General features: G+C 47.9%; 9 protein-coding genes. 1 reads left to right on the forward strand and 8 read right to left on the reverse strand.

From position 1 onward, the window contains the following. Positions 1 to 4 precede the first annotated feature (4 nt). Complete coding sequence (locus ACOQOZ_RS11265) at positions 5 to 805, forward strand: inositol monophosphatase family protein (RefSeq protein WP_420592372.1); 801 nt, start codon at positions 5 to 7, stop codon at positions 803 to 805. Here ACOQOZ_RS11265 and ACOQOZ_RS11270 read toward each other — a convergent pair. The 8 genes from ACOQOZ_RS11270 to gltB all read right to left on the reverse strand — a co-directional run bounded on the left by ACOQOZ_RS11270 (position 787) and on the right by gltB (position 17,796). Then, complete coding sequence (locus tag ACOQOZ_RS11270; RefSeq protein WP_420592373.1) at positions 787 to 1,776, reverse strand: lipase secretion chaperone; 990 nt, start codon at positions 1,774 to 1,776, stop codon at positions 787 to 789. The two genes, ACOQOZ_RS11265 and ACOQOZ_RS11270, sit on opposite strands and share 19 nt — an antisense overlap. Before the next feature lies 1 nt (position 1,777). Then, positions 1,778 to 2,653: a lipase family alpha/beta hydrolase gene (locus ACOQOZ_RS11275; protein ID WP_420592374.1), complete on the reverse strand. Its 876-nt coding sequence runs from the start codon at positions 2,651 to 2,653 to the stop codon at positions 1,778 to 1,780. A 221-nt stretch (positions 2,654 to 2,874) separates the two neighbouring features. After that, positions 2,875 to 4,419: a GGDEF domain-containing protein gene (locus ACOQOZ_RS11280; RefSeq protein WP_420592375.1), complete on the reverse strand. Its 1,545-nt coding sequence runs from the start codon at positions 4,417 to 4,419 to the stop codon at positions 2,875 to 2,877. A 62-nt stretch (positions 4,420 to 4,481) separates the two neighbouring features. Next, on the reverse strand, positions 4,482 to 5,516 hold the full coding sequence (locus ACOQOZ_RS11285) for an NAD(P)H-dependent flavin oxidoreductase (RefSeq protein ID WP_420592376.1): 1,035 nt from the start codon (positions 5,514 to 5,516) through the stop codon (positions 4,482 to 4,484). 90 nt (positions 5,517 to 5,606) lie between these two features. Next, the gene (locus tag ACOQOZ_RS11290) at positions 5,607 to 5,945 is read right to left on the reverse strand and encodes a hypothetical protein (RefSeq protein ID WP_420592377.1); all 339 of its coding nucleotides are present in this window, start codon (positions 5,943 to 5,945) and stop codon (positions 5,607 to 5,609) included. Between the two features lie 90 nt (positions 5,946 to 6,035). Then, positions 6,036 to 11,729 (reverse strand): hypothetical protein, encoded by a 5,694-nt coding sequence (locus ACOQOZ_RS11295; RefSeq protein ID WP_420592378.1) that lies wholly within the window; start codon positions 11,727 to 11,729, stop codon positions 6,036 to 6,038. A 170-nt stretch (positions 11,730 to 11,899) separates the two neighbouring features. Beyond that, a complete protein-coding gene (locus ACOQOZ_RS11300) occupies positions 11,900 to 13,318 on the reverse strand; it encodes an FAD-dependent oxidoreductase (RefSeq protein WP_420592379.1) in 1,419 nt (472 codons plus the stop codon). Positions 13,319 to 13,347: 29 nt separating this feature from the next. Continuing rightward, complete coding sequence (gene gltB / locus ACOQOZ_RS11305; RefSeq protein WP_420592380.1) at positions 13,348 to 17,796, reverse strand: glutamate synthase large subunit; 4,449 nt, start codon at positions 17,794 to 17,796, stop codon at positions 13,348 to 13,350. Positions 17,797 to 17,937 lie beyond the last annotated feature (141 nt).

Consider the following 17,937-nt stretch of genomic DNA (forward strand, 5'->3'; position numbering starts at 1 on the left):
AGATATGGATAAACCAGCTACATCATTTTTGATTCAACTCGCACAGCAGGCCGGCGACCTGATCCAGTCTCAGCGCCAACAACTGGATATTCAGTTTAAAGGAGAAGGTGCTACTGAACTGGTTACTCAGGCCGATGTCGCTGCAGACCAGTTCATCACAGAGCAAATATTACAGCACTATCCGAATCACCAGATTCTGTCGGAAGAATTGTCGCCGGAACTGTCATTTGACGCTGAACATTTATGGGTAGTCGATCCAATCGACGGAACGGTAAATTATGCCCATGATCACCGTCAGGTCGCGGTTTCCATCGCCTATTTTTATCAGGGCCAAGTTGAGTCTGCTGCGGTTTATAACCCTTTTGATAATGAGATGTTCTCCGCGACTCGCGGCCAGGGTGCACAACTGAATGCGAAGCCAATCCGGTGTGCCGGCAAAAATGAATTGCGCCGGGCAATCATCGCAACTGGCTTTCCCTACCAAAAGGATGATTTGAGCAAGTTAACCAACCGCTTGCATCATATTCTCTCTCACTGTGCGGATATCCGCAGACTCGGATCAGCGGCATTGGATATTTGCTGGGTTGCATGTGGACGTCTTGATGGCTATTACGAAACTGTAAAGCCCTGGGATTTTGCAGCGGCACAATTAATTGCCACAGAAGCAGGCGCAAGCTTTGGACATATCTATCCGCCAGCGGATAATCCACAACTTGACGGTAATAATATTCTGGTCGCTAACAGCGGTTTATACCCGGAATTACAACAGTTACTGAGGAATGCTGATCAGGAATTGTCAGCATAAATCTGGACAGCTGCTTTCAGGCGCTTACGTTCGGCTGCACTAAAGTGTTTTTGTCGATAGGTCGACAGCAGCTTTTCCTGATCTTCACGATCAAGCCGTTGCAGGTTAGGTGACTTCTGATAATTGATGTAGCCCTGAACTTTCTGGCGCCAAGCAGACTGACGTTCATCCAGCTGCTGTAACCGTTGTGCGGCTTCAACCCCATATTGCTGCTCACGCCATTGCTGAATTTCCGCATCACTGCTCCCTTGCTGGCGCAGCTGCTGTTCATTTTGTTCGAGATCAATCAGCTTACGTGTCTCACGACGCATCACCTGTAACGCAGGAGGTAATTCAGCCTCTAACTGATCGAGTTCCTGCTGGCTGGCACCACGCTTTTGGGCGGTCATACGCTCAATCGTATGATTATCCAGCAGTTCATCGCCACGGAAGAAGGCTTCAACAACAGCCGGGGCAAACCATTGTTGTCTTAATCGCTGCTGCCAGCGGGTACGAGCAACCACTTCATCAAAGCTACCATCTGCGACTCGCTTTTGCTGTTCATGGTCATAGCTCTGCAATGCTTCCAGATAACCCAGATAGTGTTGCAAAAGTTCATTTGCCTGGCTTCGTGCAGGTTCAGGTAATTTAACAATCTGCAGCTGCATCGACTCAATGATCTCAGCCAGCGGCAATTCTCCCTGCGCAGCCAGGTGAAAATCGATCCAGCGACGCAATTCAAGAGTGACCAACAATGTACCATCGGCATTAACGCGCAAGGCGCCATCGACGCTGGCTCCGCGGAAGGTACGTAATCCTTGCAAGTCTGTGCCGGAAACAGCATTCCCGACAATGGGAGGTGGAGCAATTCCCGCTGCAGTGGGAGGTAATGTCTCGACCTGGACGTAGGACGTATTGTCACTGAGGAAACCATATCCCCAAATCCCAAGCCCTAGAAAGGTGAATAACACACCTCCATGCAGCGGTTTCATATTACAAGCCAGCCTGTTTCAGACGATTTGCATGAGTACGGAATACCGTCAGCGGATCCGTCTCAGTCAAATGATGAATGCCTAACAGCATATTCACTTCATCCAGATGATTCATTTTGAAATCATCACGAATCACCATACCGAGGTGGGAAGAACAACGACCCACTAAGCCGTCGTTGGCTACACCATCAGGGAAGAAGTTCTGAGTCGTTCCTGTTAACAGATCCAGTGGATCGAGAATATTCGTAACAGGTTGCACACCACTCCAGGAATAGTAACGAATGCCATTTTCCACATACGCACCCTCGCCACATTCAGTTGTTGGAATACCAGCACCGTGTTTTTTATTAAACTCAATGGTGTCTGCCGTGGTCATAGAACGCATCGATGCAATGATATCCTGCGGGTGGCCGCCTCCGGAAATTCCATCAATAACTTTTGCCAGCAGATTACCGAAAGTGGCAAGCAGACCTTCAAAAGCAGAAGAATTATTACTCCATTCCGTCAACGTATCTGCAACCGGTGTACCGCGGTTTACACCAGCAATCGTTGTTACAGAAGCAATAAGATCAGGGCGAACCGAGGCAACGTAGCGGGTGGTTGGACCACCATGACTGTGGCCTATCAGGTTCACTTTTTCTGCGCCGGTCATCGCCAGGATTTTTTCAACCTGCGGAATTAACTGCTCACCGCGAATTTCGGGCGAATTAGAATTAGACACCGTTGTCAGAAATACTTCGGCACCATCCTGGCGTAAGGTTTCAGGCACCTTATGCCAGTAATCAACACCTAATAAACTATCAAAACCGTACAGGCCATGCGTCAGTACGATGGGGTATTTGGTTTCGGTGTAACCCGTGCTGGGTGGCTTCGACATGGCCATGACCTGGCCAGATACAACTAATGAAACTAATACTGCAAAAGCAGTGCATACTCGCGTCAACATACAGAATCCTTCGTTTGTTATTTTTTTAAGGCAGTTCAACCCGTCTTTGCAGGTTTGTCGACAGTCTAGACAATAAGGTAAGAGGTCAAAGGTTGTGTAGCGCCAGGAGAGTAATATTCTGGAAAGGTCGCAGACAGAGTCAGTCCTGCTGGCTATTTAACGCCAAACAGAGCCGGTTTTCCGTCATTGCTGGCGTGATTTTTCTGGCGATGATGGGCTTTTTTCTCTTCATACATAGCACTATCAGCGATGCGCATAAGATCTTGTAACTCATAGCCGTGTACACGGGTATAAGCAAAGCCCAGGCTGGCGGATACATGATAAGGTGAAAAGTCTTCACTATTGGCAGCCAGAATCAGATTACGTAGCTTTTCCAGAATCAGCAGTAAACGATCCATATCAGCCACCGGATCAACAATCACAACAAACTCGTCACCACCAATTCGTGCAGCCATATCGCCACGTCGCAACATACTGCTGAGGGAGTTACCAACACGGCTCAATATCGCGTCTCCGGCTTCGTGGCCCAGATTATCGTTAACCGCTTTGAAGCCATTTAAATCGATATAAAACAATGCCATATCAGTGTGTGAGCGCTGCGCAGTCGACAGCAACCGTTGGGCATATTCTTCGAAGTGAAAACGATTTGGTAAGCCACTTAAAGAATCATAATTTGCCTGGCGATACAGTACTTCCCGCTGCAACTCCTCATCTGCTTCATGCCTGCTATGCAGCACAAACATCAGACGGTAGAGCGTCGGCAACAGGACAAAAGCAATGGTCAGTAAAACCAGCCAACCCCACTCAATTTCTTGCCAACCAGTACGTCGTTTGAATGTCAGCTCTAACCGATAGTCAATAAAATCAACAGGCTTCACGACTTCGAATATTGGAAAAATACTCCACTTCGATTTTTCTTCTGCACGGAATTCGGTGCGAACCAATTGAAACTTTTCGTCAACACTCTGTACATTGAGGCTAACATCCATAGCGTTCAGCCCCGCCATGGTGGGCGGTAGTAAATCATTCACCTTCACTACCAATAAACTGAGAAACTGCGGTGACTGGTCACTCACCACGGTTTGCATCATAACCATCACCTTGTCTTCATCCAGCATCTGAAAAGGTTCGGTTAATACAATTCGTTCACTGATTTCCTGCGGTATGTGATTATTAATAAAGTCGATGGTACGTAAATCCAGCCCCAACCTCGATGCTTCGACGGTAGGCTCAATCATAATGACTGGCAAAGCATGATCACCATCATTGATACCCTGCTGTATGACACCTTCGCCACCAATAAAACGTAATAGAGATGCCTCACTATTCTGCTTCTGCATCAATTCAGCAAATCTGTCCCAGTTACCTGAGCGCACAAATTTAGCGGCCTGAAACATATAAATATGGGGAAATCGCTGACTCATTATGGTGGCGTAATTTCGCACCGCTTGAGGATCAACCTGCTTTTTACCTTTGAAGTAGGTAGAGAGACCAACTAATAAGGTTTCATTTTGCGCCATCTTCTCGCGCACATATTGGCTGATGACATGACTTTGCGCGACAAATTGGCTTTCCAGCTTTTGGATGTTCCAAAACCAGGACATAACAAAAGCAGCCATCAGGCCTAATAAGGTAATGGCGGTGAGTAGTCCGTAGAGGATTTTAAGGCGTGAGCGCTTGAGACGTTTTTTGATCATAACTCAGCAGGCTTTGATACTCATGTACCAAGCCTAGCTGAGTTCAGAAAATTATCTGCGAATTAATTCCACAAATTTTCTTGTTGGCGGTGGATGTCCTGAGCCTCCTGCAGAATACGATCAAAAACCTGCTGAACTGTAGGGATATCTTCAATCAACCCCTGAGTCTGACCAACAAACTGAACGCCTTTATCCAGGTCGCCGTCAATAGTTGCAGCCTTCAGACGAGGAACGCTCGCGCCAAAGTAAGCCAGCAACTTTACTTTATCCATCATTGCTAACATACCGATCATGATTTTCCAGATAGGCTGCTTGACGATTTTTGCTGCTTTCATTGCTTCGATCGAAGCCAGAATAAAGTTCATTGGACGGCGGGTTTCTTTTATCGAGCGAGGTGTACGCATTACTCGCGCAGGAATACCATCGAAGTTTTTACTATAAATGGTCTCCTGCTCTGATTTGGCAATAACCGCATCTTTGGTTTTCTGGTTAAGCGGACTGTCCTGAGTTGTGGCAAAACGTGATCCCATCGCAATGGCATCAGCCCCCAGAGAAAGAGCCGCTAACAATCCACGAGCATCGGCAAAACCGCCGGTAGCAATCACCGGGATATCAACTTTTGAGGCAATCGCTGGAACAAGGACTAATGAGGTGACATCACCACCATGCGCTGCCGCTTCATGGCCGGTAACCAGCAGGGCATCAGCTCCAATAGACTGGGCAGACAGTGCGTGTTTTTCACTGACAACCGTCGCAATAACTTTACCGCCATATTCATGAGCACGCTTTACTAACCAGTCCCCTTTGCCCAGGGAAAAATTAATCACCGGCACTTGCTCTTCCAAGGCGATTTCGGCGTTTTCCTTAGCTCCAGGCATCAGCAGAGTCACACCAATACCAAAAGGCTTGTCCGTCAGCTCACGAATTTTACGAATCGAGGAGCGGGTTTCATCTGGCGTCAGAGGACCACTGGCGAGAATCCCCAAACCTCCGGCATTAGAAACTGCTGCAACTAACTCCGGCGTAGATATCCAACTCATACCTGGTAATACCAGAGGGTGCTTGATACCTAATAATTCAGTAATACGGGTTTTCATCGCATGGCCTATCTAAACAAGCAAAACGAGCACTGTACCGTGCGTAAGTAAGTTGTCTATGGCCGAACTGACAAGGACTGTCTGAGAAAATTAGCGGTAGGAAGGCTCGATGCCACGGTGTTGAACAAAATCCTGAAAGCGCTGTAATCGCTGCTGGGGTGACATATCCCGCAATTGCTCGATATTCTGCTCGCGTTGCAAACGCTCCATAGATTGTTGCATTTGCAGGTTTTGTAACGAGCGGTAGAAATTATCAAGCGCCTGGCGTTGTTGCGGGGCCTGATTGTTCCATTCAAGTTGCCAGCCGGGATGGTTTTGAGGTTGTTGCCTGTGCATTTGCTGCATGATTTCGGCAGCACGGGAACCGCCCGGCTCAGCCAGAGCAGGAAATGCACAAACTAAAATTAAACAAACCAATAAACGCAGCAAGACTGAGTTCCAATAACTAACTGTTCCATTATTGTACTCAACCCCTGACTAAATTGTAGTCAGGGGTTGGTAAAGGAAACGCTAACACCTTTATTTAGTTAATCGTATTTCCCTGGTAATACCATTAGAGGTCACCGAAATAGTTATATATTCTTCTGGGCCATCAGACGTATAAGTCGCTTGATGGAACATGCCAAAATCATACTCATCCATGACTAGAGGACTATTAGTTGAATCAATCTCATTAATGGAGTTAGTCACCGTTGTACTGCCCGAACCAATCTCAAAGCCTTCACCAGAAATAGACAGCGTTGTCCCCGCAGGAGGGATATTACCGTTTACATCTTGAACCAGTACATACAAGTTACCAGTGCCGTTATATTTCGCATGAGCATTATCAGGATCAACTAAAGCATTGACTCTCTGGACAGCGGCCGTTGTATCGTAAAGTTTTTTAATTACTGCAGTTGCTGCAATATTATTGGCTGTCGCGACTTCATCGATAGCATAAACCCGGATGATCATCGGTACAGTTCCTTCACTTTGGACCAAACGCAGACTACTTGAGATAAATGCCAGCTCACCACAATTGCCAGCACCTTTCGCAGCAGTAGAGCACAGCGCTCCCTGATATAAAGCAGGAGCAGTGTCATGACTGTTGTTGTTATTGTAATCGGCGAAAAACTCGACATTATTGCTGCTCACCTGATCTGGAGCTTCGTGGGCAGCCGTTATTTGAGTACAGTTGTTGCACCAGTCATCGTTACGAATAGGCTCAGGTAATGCCCTCTTCGGCTCTCCTACGTCAAACAATCCGTTAGCATTCCCATCAGTGAAACCCGCTTCCCCTTCCATGTATGCCATGATCGTCGTCATACCATAATGAGAACCATTGAAGGAAGCCTCACCAGATCGAATTTCATTCACCCGATCTAGAGCACCAACTCCAATTGATCCCGGTCGCTCGCCTGATGCAGTCCACTTCACAGAACACTGCCCCCCCGAAATCTGGCAACTTGATTCGATTTGACCTGATTCAGCAGTAAAGTTAACAACAGTGCCATCAGGTACACGGTTATTGAAATGATCAGAAGCGAATGCAGTAATCGTAACATTCGTGCCAGAGAAGCTAGCCGAGTTTGGATTCAGAACATCAGCAACGATTTGGAAACTGTCCTGATCTGCAATTCCCGTTGTGACTGCAATTGGCTGCGAGTTAGTTGGCGATATTTCGGCCTCACTACCAACCCTTACAACTGTTGCTTTAACGGCAACCTGAGTGTGGGCTGAACCCGAGTTGATAATTGCTTTAACGAGACCATCTGCATCCGTTACATCCGAACTTGAGGCAAGCTCAACGCCGCCAGTAGTGTTACTCAATTCAAAATTAACCACACGGCTTTCAATAGGATTTTGAGATTTATCAACAACCTTAAACGTGACCGCAGCTTGTGTAGGTAAACTGCTTGAGCCAACGCCGTCTATCGCGATCAGATTGCGATCGGCACCTTCATAGGAAATAGCACCAACTTCTGGCGATGCCACTGTGATTGACCCTGTAGCACGGCCGAGCTCTGAGTTACGATTAATATTCCCATTATCAACCTCGTATAAGACCACAGTCAGAGCATCTGCCCCCACACAACCATCTGCGGTGTATGTAAAACCTACGTTATTGCCCTGGGCAGTTATAATTTCAGTCTTATTAAAAGTAGCTTGAGGAGGGGTTTGCGCTGCACAACTGGATTCAATAGTCAGGCCGTAACTTCTGTTGGTAACAATGGCATCTGCAGTTGGAGTAGAATTTCCGTCAACAATATTAATAGAAATCAAGGCTGTGCCTAATGCAGAAATCGTTGCGTCTGAAATATTCAGAGCACCTTTAACAAAGCTTCCCTCGCTACCAGTCCCGATTTTTGCATCGATACCCTGCGCTATTTCAATATCAAAACTAATAGAGTCGAGTATCACAGACGGATTATTCTTCTCGAACAACTGCAACATAAGATTATTCGTACCTAAGCAAGTCGTATCGTTAGCTCGATATTTTGTCGCAATATCAGCCGCAAGGCTTTGCTCTGTCACAGAAAATGATGCGTCTGCGCAGCTGCTTGACCAGCGCACCCGATAATTATCAGCAACAATTTTTTCATTAGCCTTCAGAGGATTGACTGCAGTAGCCGACAAATCAGTATCTACTTCACCCTGAAGATTAAGCGTTCCTGCAACTTTATCATCCGAGTAATTAACACCGCTTCCGTTACCCAAAGTAGGAAGAGCTGTGCTGATAGAAACGGTAGCTGTATCGATAGCAGTCGCAGTTGTAGTATCAGCATTTTCATCAAATAGTTTAGCGGTGATAGTATCTCCAGAACGACAATCAATATTTCGATATGTGTTCTGAACCTCACCAGCAGCGAAAGTCTTACTTATAGAAAAACTCGCATCAGAAGAAGCCGAGCAGGTCGATTCAAAAGTATATTGATACGTCTTAGTGAGTGCACTATTAGAAGCATTCACATCAACAGCAGAAGCTGTGATTAATACTTCACCACCAACAAGCACCTGGTCAACGCTAACAGCGAGAACACCATCATTAAAATCAGCACCAACACCTGAGCCTAAAGCAGGTGATGTGTTATCTGTTTGCCCGCCGCTACCAGGAAGAACATCTACGGTGAACGATATAGTATCCAGAACAGTGCCTAAATCAGCCGAGCGATACAAACGCAATGTCAAATTATTATTAGCAGTTCCAGGACAGTCATTTAAGTTAGTTGTGTAACGAGTCTTAATCTCGCCACCCGACACATTCTGGCTAGCTACGCTGAAACTATGGTTGCTACAAGACGATGACCAAACAGTTGTGAATGATGAGGAGCTGATTTTTTCATTCAGCAGTAGAGGGTTGACAATATTCGCAGTCAGGATCGTTTCCACTTCTCCAACAAGTTTTTTATTGCCATCAACGAAGTCGTCACGGTATTCCGCTCCCTCACCAAAACCAAGAGCTGGCATAGATACAGGAATGACACCAGTAATCTGAGTTATTGCAGAATCAGAAGCTACATTAGCATCCTTATCAAACAACTTGGCAGTAATTGTGTCATTACCTGAACAACCTATGCTGGTGTAACTCGTGCCAGCAGTACCACTATTGGTTGTGATAACGCTAGAAGAGAAAGTAGCTGTTGCACAGCTAGAGCTGAATTCATACTTATAGCTATTCTTCAGCAACTCGTTTCCAGCCTTACTGTCAACACCGTTTACATTAATCGTAATAGGCAAACCGACTGTAGCAGCAGTTGTTCCAAACGACACTACTCCAGAGACGAAGTTAGCTCCAATACCGCTACCCAGAACTGGAGACTCTCCCTCAGCACCAACTCCACCAGCTGAAACAGTCACCACAAAGGTTAACGTATCAAGCACCGTCGAACTGCCTTGTCGAAACAGACGTAATGTTAAATTATTAGGCCCAGCACAGTTATCCGAATCAGCCGTATAACGAGTTTTAATTTCCCCTGATGACAAATCCTGTGCTGAAATACTAAAAGCACCGGTAGCACAGGAACTGCTCCATTCCGCACGATAGTTATCAGAAGATATTTTTTGGTTAAGAACTAAAGGGTTGACTACATTTGTAGTCAAAATGGTTTCTGCAGTACCTACAAGAGACTTACTACCATCAACCACGTTATCTCTATACTCAGCCCCACTACCAAAACCTAATTTTGGTGTGCCGATCTCGATACTTTTAGTGGCCTGAGTAATAGGTGTGCCCGTCGTGTTTGCCCCTTTGTCGAATAACTTAACCGTAATTTCTTCAGTGCCTGAACAGCCGGTACTCGTATATGTCGAAGCCGCTTCACCACTGCTAGTTGAAACAATTTTGGTAGAGAAAGCAGCAGTTGGAGAAGGCGAATCGGAACAGTCTGAGCTGAAGACATATTGGTACTCATTTTCAAGAAGAGCGTTGCCACGCTGTGCATCAACCCCGTTAACAGAAACGGTGACTGGAAGACCAACCACTGTTGCAGGAATACTCAAACTCAGCTCGTTCTGAACAAAGTTCTGTCCGGTTCCGGTACCTAAACGAGGCGCTTCATTGCCACTGCTAGAGCCGTCTGCACTTACATCGATAGCAACCGTCAACGTATCCAGTGGGGTAGAATCGCCCTGACGGTAAAGGCTGAGGGTAATATCATTATTGCCATTTCCTGAGCAGTTCGCAGCATCGCTGGTGTAACGTGTTTTGATGTCACCCGTTGATAAATCCTGACTTTCAATGCTAAACGAGCCAGTTGCGCATGAAGAACTCCAGGTAACTCGGTAATTAGCTGACGAAATTTTTTCATTCAATACCAGCGGATTAACAGCATTAGCTGTTAACAATGTCTCGACTTTTCCAACCAGCGATTTATCACCATCAACAAAGTTGTCGCGATACTCAGCCCCACTACCGAAACCAAGCTTTGGGTTTCCAATCTCCAGAGTTGCAGTTGCTGTTGCTATAGGAGTAACCCCAGAAGCATTTACATCAACATCTTTATCGTACAAGCCAACAGTAATTCTATCGGTACCGCTGCAGCCATTACTGGTATAAGAAGCTGTTACCTGACCTGTTCCACTGGTTGTTGACCCAATAGAAAACTCAGCGGTTGCAGGCGTAGCATCAGCACATAGTGAACTGAATTTATATTGATAGTCTTCTGTTAAAGCTACATTGCCATCATTTTTATCAACCGCATTAACCGTCAATTCAACCGGCAGACCCACAACAGTCGCAGGCTTGGAAAAGCGAACATCGCTTTCAGCAAACTCTGCACCAGTGCCGGCGCCAAGAGCAGGAGTGATTACAACCTGACCACCGCTACCCGGCTTAATATTTACAATTGTAGTAACACTATCAAGGATTTCAGCAGGTTTAGACTTTAGAGCAACATTCAGGGTGATCGTCTGATCATTTAAACAAGTGGTAAAGTTACCGTCATACCGGGTTTTAATATCGCCACTGGCAAGGTTCAAGCCCTGATTCTGAATACTGAAACGGCCATCTGCACAACTACTTGCCCAGGTAGCGACATATTCTGATGAAGTCACTTTAGAGTTCAGACTACCTCTGTTAACGACATTTGCAGTAAGAACTGTAGATGTTTTACCAACCAGAGTTTTGTCGCCATCAATCAGGCCATCAACATAATCTACGCCATCCCCAAAACCAATCTGAGGAACAGATACTGAAAGAGTCGTAGAAGCTTCGCCCAAAGGCGTCGCAGTTTCAGTGTCCGCACCGAAGGCAAATAAACTAACTTTTAGAGTATCACTACCATTACAGCCAGACTGCGCAACATATGTAGACTGCGCTGTACCTGAGGCATTATTTACAGTGCTTGCAGAATAAGAAGCGGTTGAGGGGTCAGCAGCAGTACATGTCGATGTATAAGCATATTGATACTGATTGGCCAATGCTTGATTAGAGTTGTTTTCATCGACAACACTAACACTTACAGCCAATGGGCTCCCTACCAGAATACTGGAGACATCATTACCGCCTTCAGTAATAGCTAGCGCACCTTTTTTGAAATTGTCTCCGGTACCGGAACCAAATGCCAGGGAAGGTGTTGCTGTGCCACCAGTATTACCACCGGTATTACCACCTGTTCCTCCGGTATTATTGTCAGTATTGCTATTACCGGTGACAGAAGATCCGCCATCACTACCACCACAGGCGGCCAGAAATAAGGTGAGTAGCGGAACCGCTACAGCAGTGGGCTTAAACATACACGTACGCTCCATCTGAGGTTTATCCCATCTAGTATCTAATAACCCGCAAGCATAGCATCGGACCTAGTTCACAGGCCATAACAAAAAAAGCGCGTAAGTGCCTAAACACCAACGCGCTTTTCATATTTACTGATTATTTAAGTATTAGTACTTAAAAGCTCAGCTAATTAGACATTTAAATAGTCCAGAATGCCTTCTGCAGCTTGGCGGCCTTCCCAGATTGCCGTAACAACCAGGTCAGAACCACGTACCATGTCACCACCGGCGAAAACTTTCGGATTAGTGGTCTGGAACTTAAATTCCTGCTCTTCTGGTGCAACCACGCCATTCCAGCTATTCAGCTCAATGCCGAAATCCTTGAACCAAGGCGCTGGGCTAGGGCGGAAACCAAAGGCTACCAGTACCGCATCCGCAGGCAGAATCTCTTCTGAACCTTCTACGACTTGTGGGCGACGACGGCCGTTTTCGTCCGGTTCACCCATTTCAGTAGTCACAACCTTAACGCCTTCAACCTTGTTTTCGCCAACAATAGCAACCGGCTGGCGGTTAAACAGGAACTGCACACCTTCTTCGCGGGCATTCTGAACTTCACGCACAGAACCCGGCATATTGGCTTCGTCACGACGATAAGCACAGGTAACAGTATCGGCATCCTGACGGATCGAGGTACGGTTACAGTCCATCGCAGTGTCACCACCACCCAGAACCACAACTTTTTTACCTTTCATATCGATAAAGTCAGCAGCGTCTTTTTCAAAGCCCAGATTCCGGTTTACATTAGCAATCAGGAAATCCAATGCATCGTGTACACCCGGCAAATCTTCGCCTGGGAAACCACCTTTCATATAGTTGTAGGTACCCATACCCAGGAACACGGAATCGAACTCATCGATAATGCTCTGGAAATCGACGTCTTTACCCACTTCGGTGTTCAGACGGAATTCCACACCCATACCTTCGAAAACTTCGCGACGGTTAGCCATCACGCTTTTCTCCAGCTTGAATTCAGGAATACCGAAGGTCAGCAGACCACCAATTTCCGGGTACTTATCAAATACCACTGGAGTAACGCCGTTACGCACCAGAATATCCGCCGCACCTAAACCCGCTGGGCCTGCACCAATAATGGCAACACGCTTACCGGTTGGCACAACCTTGCTCATATCCGGGCGCCAGCCCATAGCAAAAGCGGTATCGGTAATGTATTTCTCAACATTACCAATGGTTACTGCGCCAAAACCGTCGTTCAGGGTACATGAACCTTCACACAGACGATCCTGTGGACAAACACGACCACAGACTTCTGGCAACGTGTTGGTCTGATGACTCAGCTCAACCGCTTCCATGATGTTGCCTTCGCTGGCCAGTTTCAGCCAGTTAGGAATAAAGTTGTGAACCGGGCATTTCCATTCGCAGTATGGGTTACCACATTCCAGACAACGGTGCGCCTGATCGGTTACCTGCTCCTGCTGGAACGGCTCGTAAATCTCGACAAACTCTGCTTTACGCGTAGTGACGGATTTCTTAGATGGGTCTTGGCGACCCACCTCTACAAACTGAAAATTATTATTCAGACGTTGTGACATCTTGAACCTCTCTCTCTCGTCCCAGCCAATTACTCAGGACGAGCACGGGTGCTGTTCAGTAATTGTTGTAAGTCAGCGGCTTTTGGCTTAACCAGCCAGAATTTGCCGATAAAGCCGTCGAAATCATCAAGGATTTCCTGACCCCAGGCGCTGCCGGTCTCTGCCACGAACTCTTTAATCACGCCGCGCAGATGGTTGCGATGGCCACCCATTTCTTCGTTGGCGATACGGTGGATATCCACCAGTTCATGGTTGTACTGATCAACAAAGGTGTTGTTCTGATCCAGCACGTAAGCAAAACCACCGGTCATGCCCGCACCGAAGTTGTAACCGGTATCACCCAGCACACAGATCATACCGCCGGTCATGTATTCACAGCAGTGGTCACCAGCACCTTCAACAACCGCATGAGCACCGGAGTTACGCACACCAAAACGCTCACCCGCACGGCCAGCTGCCAGGAGCTTACCGCCGGTTGCACCGTACAGACAGGTGTTACCTACGATCGAAGTATCGTTGGTCTTGAATTCAGAACCCTGTGGCGGACGAATTACCAGCTTACCGCCAGTCATGCCTTTACCCACGTAGTCGTTGGCGTCACCTTCCAGGATCATTTCCAGACCACCGGCGTTCCAAACACCAAACGACTGACCAGCAATACCGGTCAGATTCAGGCGAACAGGCTTGTCAGCCATGCCCTGGTTGCCGTGGCGCTTAGCAATTTCACCCGACAGGCGAGCACCAACAGAACGGTCACAGTTGGTGATATGGAACTCGAATTCACCGCCCGCTTTGTTTTCAATCGCAGACAGAGTTTCTTCCACCATACGCTCAGCCAGCAGACCTTCATCGTATGGCTTGTTGCGCTCAACTTCACAAGTGTGAGGCTTATCAGCCGGAATCAGATCGTTGCTGATGATTGGCGTCAGGTCCAGGTTACGCTGCTTCGCCGTGTTACCTTCCAGCATTTCTAGCAGGTCGGTACGGCCAACCAGCTCTTCCATAGTGCGCACACCAACAGAAGCCATCCAGCCACGAATCTCTTCAGCAACAAAACGGAAATAGTTCTTAACCATATCGGCAGTACCGATATAGTGCTTATCACGCAGATTGTCGTTCTGAGTTGCAACACCGGTTGCACAGTTGTTCAGGTGGCAGATACGCAGGTATTTACAACCTACCGCAACCATTGGCAGGGTTCCGAAACCGAAGGACTCAGCACCCAGAATCGCAGCCTTAACCACGTCCAGACCAGACTTCAGACCACCGTCAGTTTGTACACGAACCTTGCCACGCAGATCATTACCACGCAGCGCCTGATGCGCTTCAGACAGACCCAGTTCCCATGGAGAACCAGCGTACTTAATAGACGTTAGTGGAGAGGCCGCAGTACCACCGTCGTAACCAGAGATGGTAATCAGGTCAGCGTAGGCTTTAGCAACACCAGCAGCGATGGTGCCAACACCCGGCTCAGATACCAGTTTCACAGAAACCAGCGCCTGAGGGTTTACCTGCTTCAGATCGTAGATCAGCTGGGCTAAATCTTCGATCGAATAAATATCGTGGTGCGGTGGTGGTGAAATCAGAGTCACACCCGGCACCGAGTAACGCAGAGTCGCGATCAGGTCGTTTACCTTACCACCCGGCAGCTGACCACCTTCACCTGGCTTGGCACCCTGCGCCACTTTAATCTGCAGCACTTGAGCGCTGGACAGATAATGTGGAGTTACACCAAAACGGCCAGAGGCGATCTGCTTGATCTTAGAGTTACGGGAAGTGCCGTAACGCAGCGGATCTTCACCACCTTCACCGGAGTTAGAGCGACCACCCAGTTCGTTCATCGCTTCGGCTAATGCTTCGTGTGCTTCCGGAGACAGAGCACCGAGCGACATAGCGGCGGTATCGAAACGAGGGAAAATCTTCTCAGCCGGCTCAACTTCAGAGATGTCGATGGCATCCACATCTTTACGCAGAGACAACAGGTCACGAATGGTTGCAGTCGGACGCTCATTAACCAGCTCAGCAAAACGGTCATACGCTGCTTGGCTGTTAGTTTGCACCGCTTCCTGGATGTTTTTGATCACATCCGGGTTGTACGCGTGGTATTCACCACCGTGTACGTATTTCAGCAGGCCACCTTGTTCCAGCTTCTTACGCTTTTTCCAGGCAACGTTTTTGATGATGCCCAGATCGTCTTCGAAGTCACAGAAGTCAGCACCTTCAATACGGCTGGTCACACCGCAGAAACACAGATCCACTACGTCTTTGCTCAGACCAACCGCCTCAAACAGCTGGGAGCCACGGTAAGAAGCAATGGTGGAGATACCCATCTTCGACATGATCTTCAGCAGGCCCTTACGGATTGCCTTACGGAAGTTCTGATGAGACTTCAGCGGATCGCCCAGCAGCTCATTGGTGCGGTGCAGATCAGTTAATACGTCGTAAGCTAACCATGGGTATACGGCCGTTGCACCGAAGCCCAGCAGTACAGCAAAGTGATGTGCATCACGGGCAGCACCGGTTTCAACCACGATGTTACCGTTGGTACGCAGACCTTTTTGTACCAAGCGGTGGTGAACCGCACCAGTCGCCATTGGCGCCGGGATCAGCATCTGATCTTCGCTTACTTCGCGGTCAGACAGAATCAGAATAACGCTGCCATCACGTACCGCTTGTTCCGCTTTATCAGCCAGGTCAACAATCGCTTGCTTCAGGCCAACAGCCGGATCAAACGCCATGCTCAGCTTGATGTGTTTGAACGCTTCTTTGCCGGTATTCATCAGACCAACAAACTTCAGCGGCGACAGCACTGGCGAAGTCAGGATGATACGGTTAGCGTGTTCAGCGGTTTCGTCGAATACGTTTTTCTCGCCACCAATACAGGTTTCCAGCGACATTACGATCGCTTCACGCAGCGGATCGATTGGCGGGTTTGTTACCTGAGCAAATTGCTGACGGAAATAATCAGCAACGTGGCGAACACGGCTCGACAATACCGCCATCGGCGTGTCATCACCCATAGAACCGGTTGCTTCCTGGCCACCTTCAGCCATTGGACGCAGAACCTGGTCACGTTCTTCGTTGGTGATTAAGTGTAATTTCTGGTGAGTATTTAACTCATCGCCGGTCATATCTTCCAGGCCAGCGTGTTGCAGCTGTAACTGGCTTTCGATACGAATAGCGTTTTCTTTCAGCCACTGTTTGTATGGCTGAGACTGCTTCAGGGCATTATCGATATCATCGGTATGCAGCAGCTTGCCTTCCTGGGTGTCGATGGCCAGCATCTGACCGGGACCAACACGGCCTTTAGCAACCACATCTTCCGGCTTGTAGTCGTAGGTACCAATTTCAGAAGCAACAGTAATGAAGTTGTTCTTGGTGATTACCCAGCGCGAAGGACGCAGACCGTTACGGTCCAGGCCACACACCGCATAACGGCCATCGGTGATTACCAGACCGGCCGGACCATCCCATGGCTCCATATGCATGGAGTTGTATTCGTAGAACGCACGCAGATCAGCATCCATGGTTTCCACATTCTGCCAGGCAGGTGGAATCATCATACGAACCGCACGGAACAGGTTCATACCACCCGTCGCCAACAGCTCCAGCATGTTATCCATTGAGGACGAGTCGGAACCGGTGGTGTTTACGATCGGCGCCAGATCCTGCAGGTTTGGCAGCAGCTCACTGTTGAACTGGCTGGCACGGGCGTTAGCCCAGTTGCGGTTACCTTTAATGGTGTTAATTTCACCATTGTGCGCCAGCATGCGGAATGGCTGAGCCAGAGGCCAGCGTGGCATGGTATTGGTTGAGAAACGTTGGTGGAATACACAAATTGCGGTTTCCAGACGCTTATCACCTAAATCCAGATAGAAGTTAGGCAGGTCAACCGGCATTGTCAGACCTTTGTACGACAGTACTTTGTCGGACAGGCTGGCAATATAGAAATCAGGATATTCATCCAGTGCTTTTTCAGCAAAGCGGCGCGCATAAAACAGCTTAACAGCCAGCTGTTGTTCGCTCAGCTCTTCTGCCGGAGCAACAAAAATCTGCTCAAAACGCGGCAGGCAGTCGATCGCCATCGGTCCCAGACAATCATTGCTGGTTGGCACGGTACGCCAGCCCAGAACATTCAGCCCCTGACCTTTGATAGCTTCTTCTACAGCTGCTTTCTGTTTCTCAAAAATGGCCTGATCCAGGTCCATAAACAACATACCAACGGCATATTGTTGCGGCAGAGTAATACCCGCTTCCTGGGTTACAGCACGCAGAAATGAATCCGGTTTTTGCAGCAATAAGCCACAACCATCACCGGTTTTACCGTCAGCAGCGATGCCGCCACGGTGTGTCATGCACGTTAAGGATTCGATTGCTGTGGTTAGCAGCTCGTGACTCGGTTGGCCTTCTAAATGGGCTAATAATCCGAATCCGCAGTTGTCCTTAAAGTCGCCTGGAGTATACAGACCAGTTCTCATAGAACAGCTCTCATCAGTAAAAAAACGATTTAAATCAAGGGCTTGCAAAGCCTAAGCGCTCAAAAAATGAGCAACATCGAGACAAAAGGACGCTCATTCTACACATCTCAGCGCCTTGCCACAAATTTGACTGGGGATAGA

It is taken from the genome of Bacterioplanoides sp., assembly GCF_965219715.1.
In the GTDB taxonomy this organism is placed as follows: domain Bacteria; phylum Pseudomonadota; class Gammaproteobacteria; order Pseudomonadales; family Oceanobacteraceae; genus Bacterioplanoides.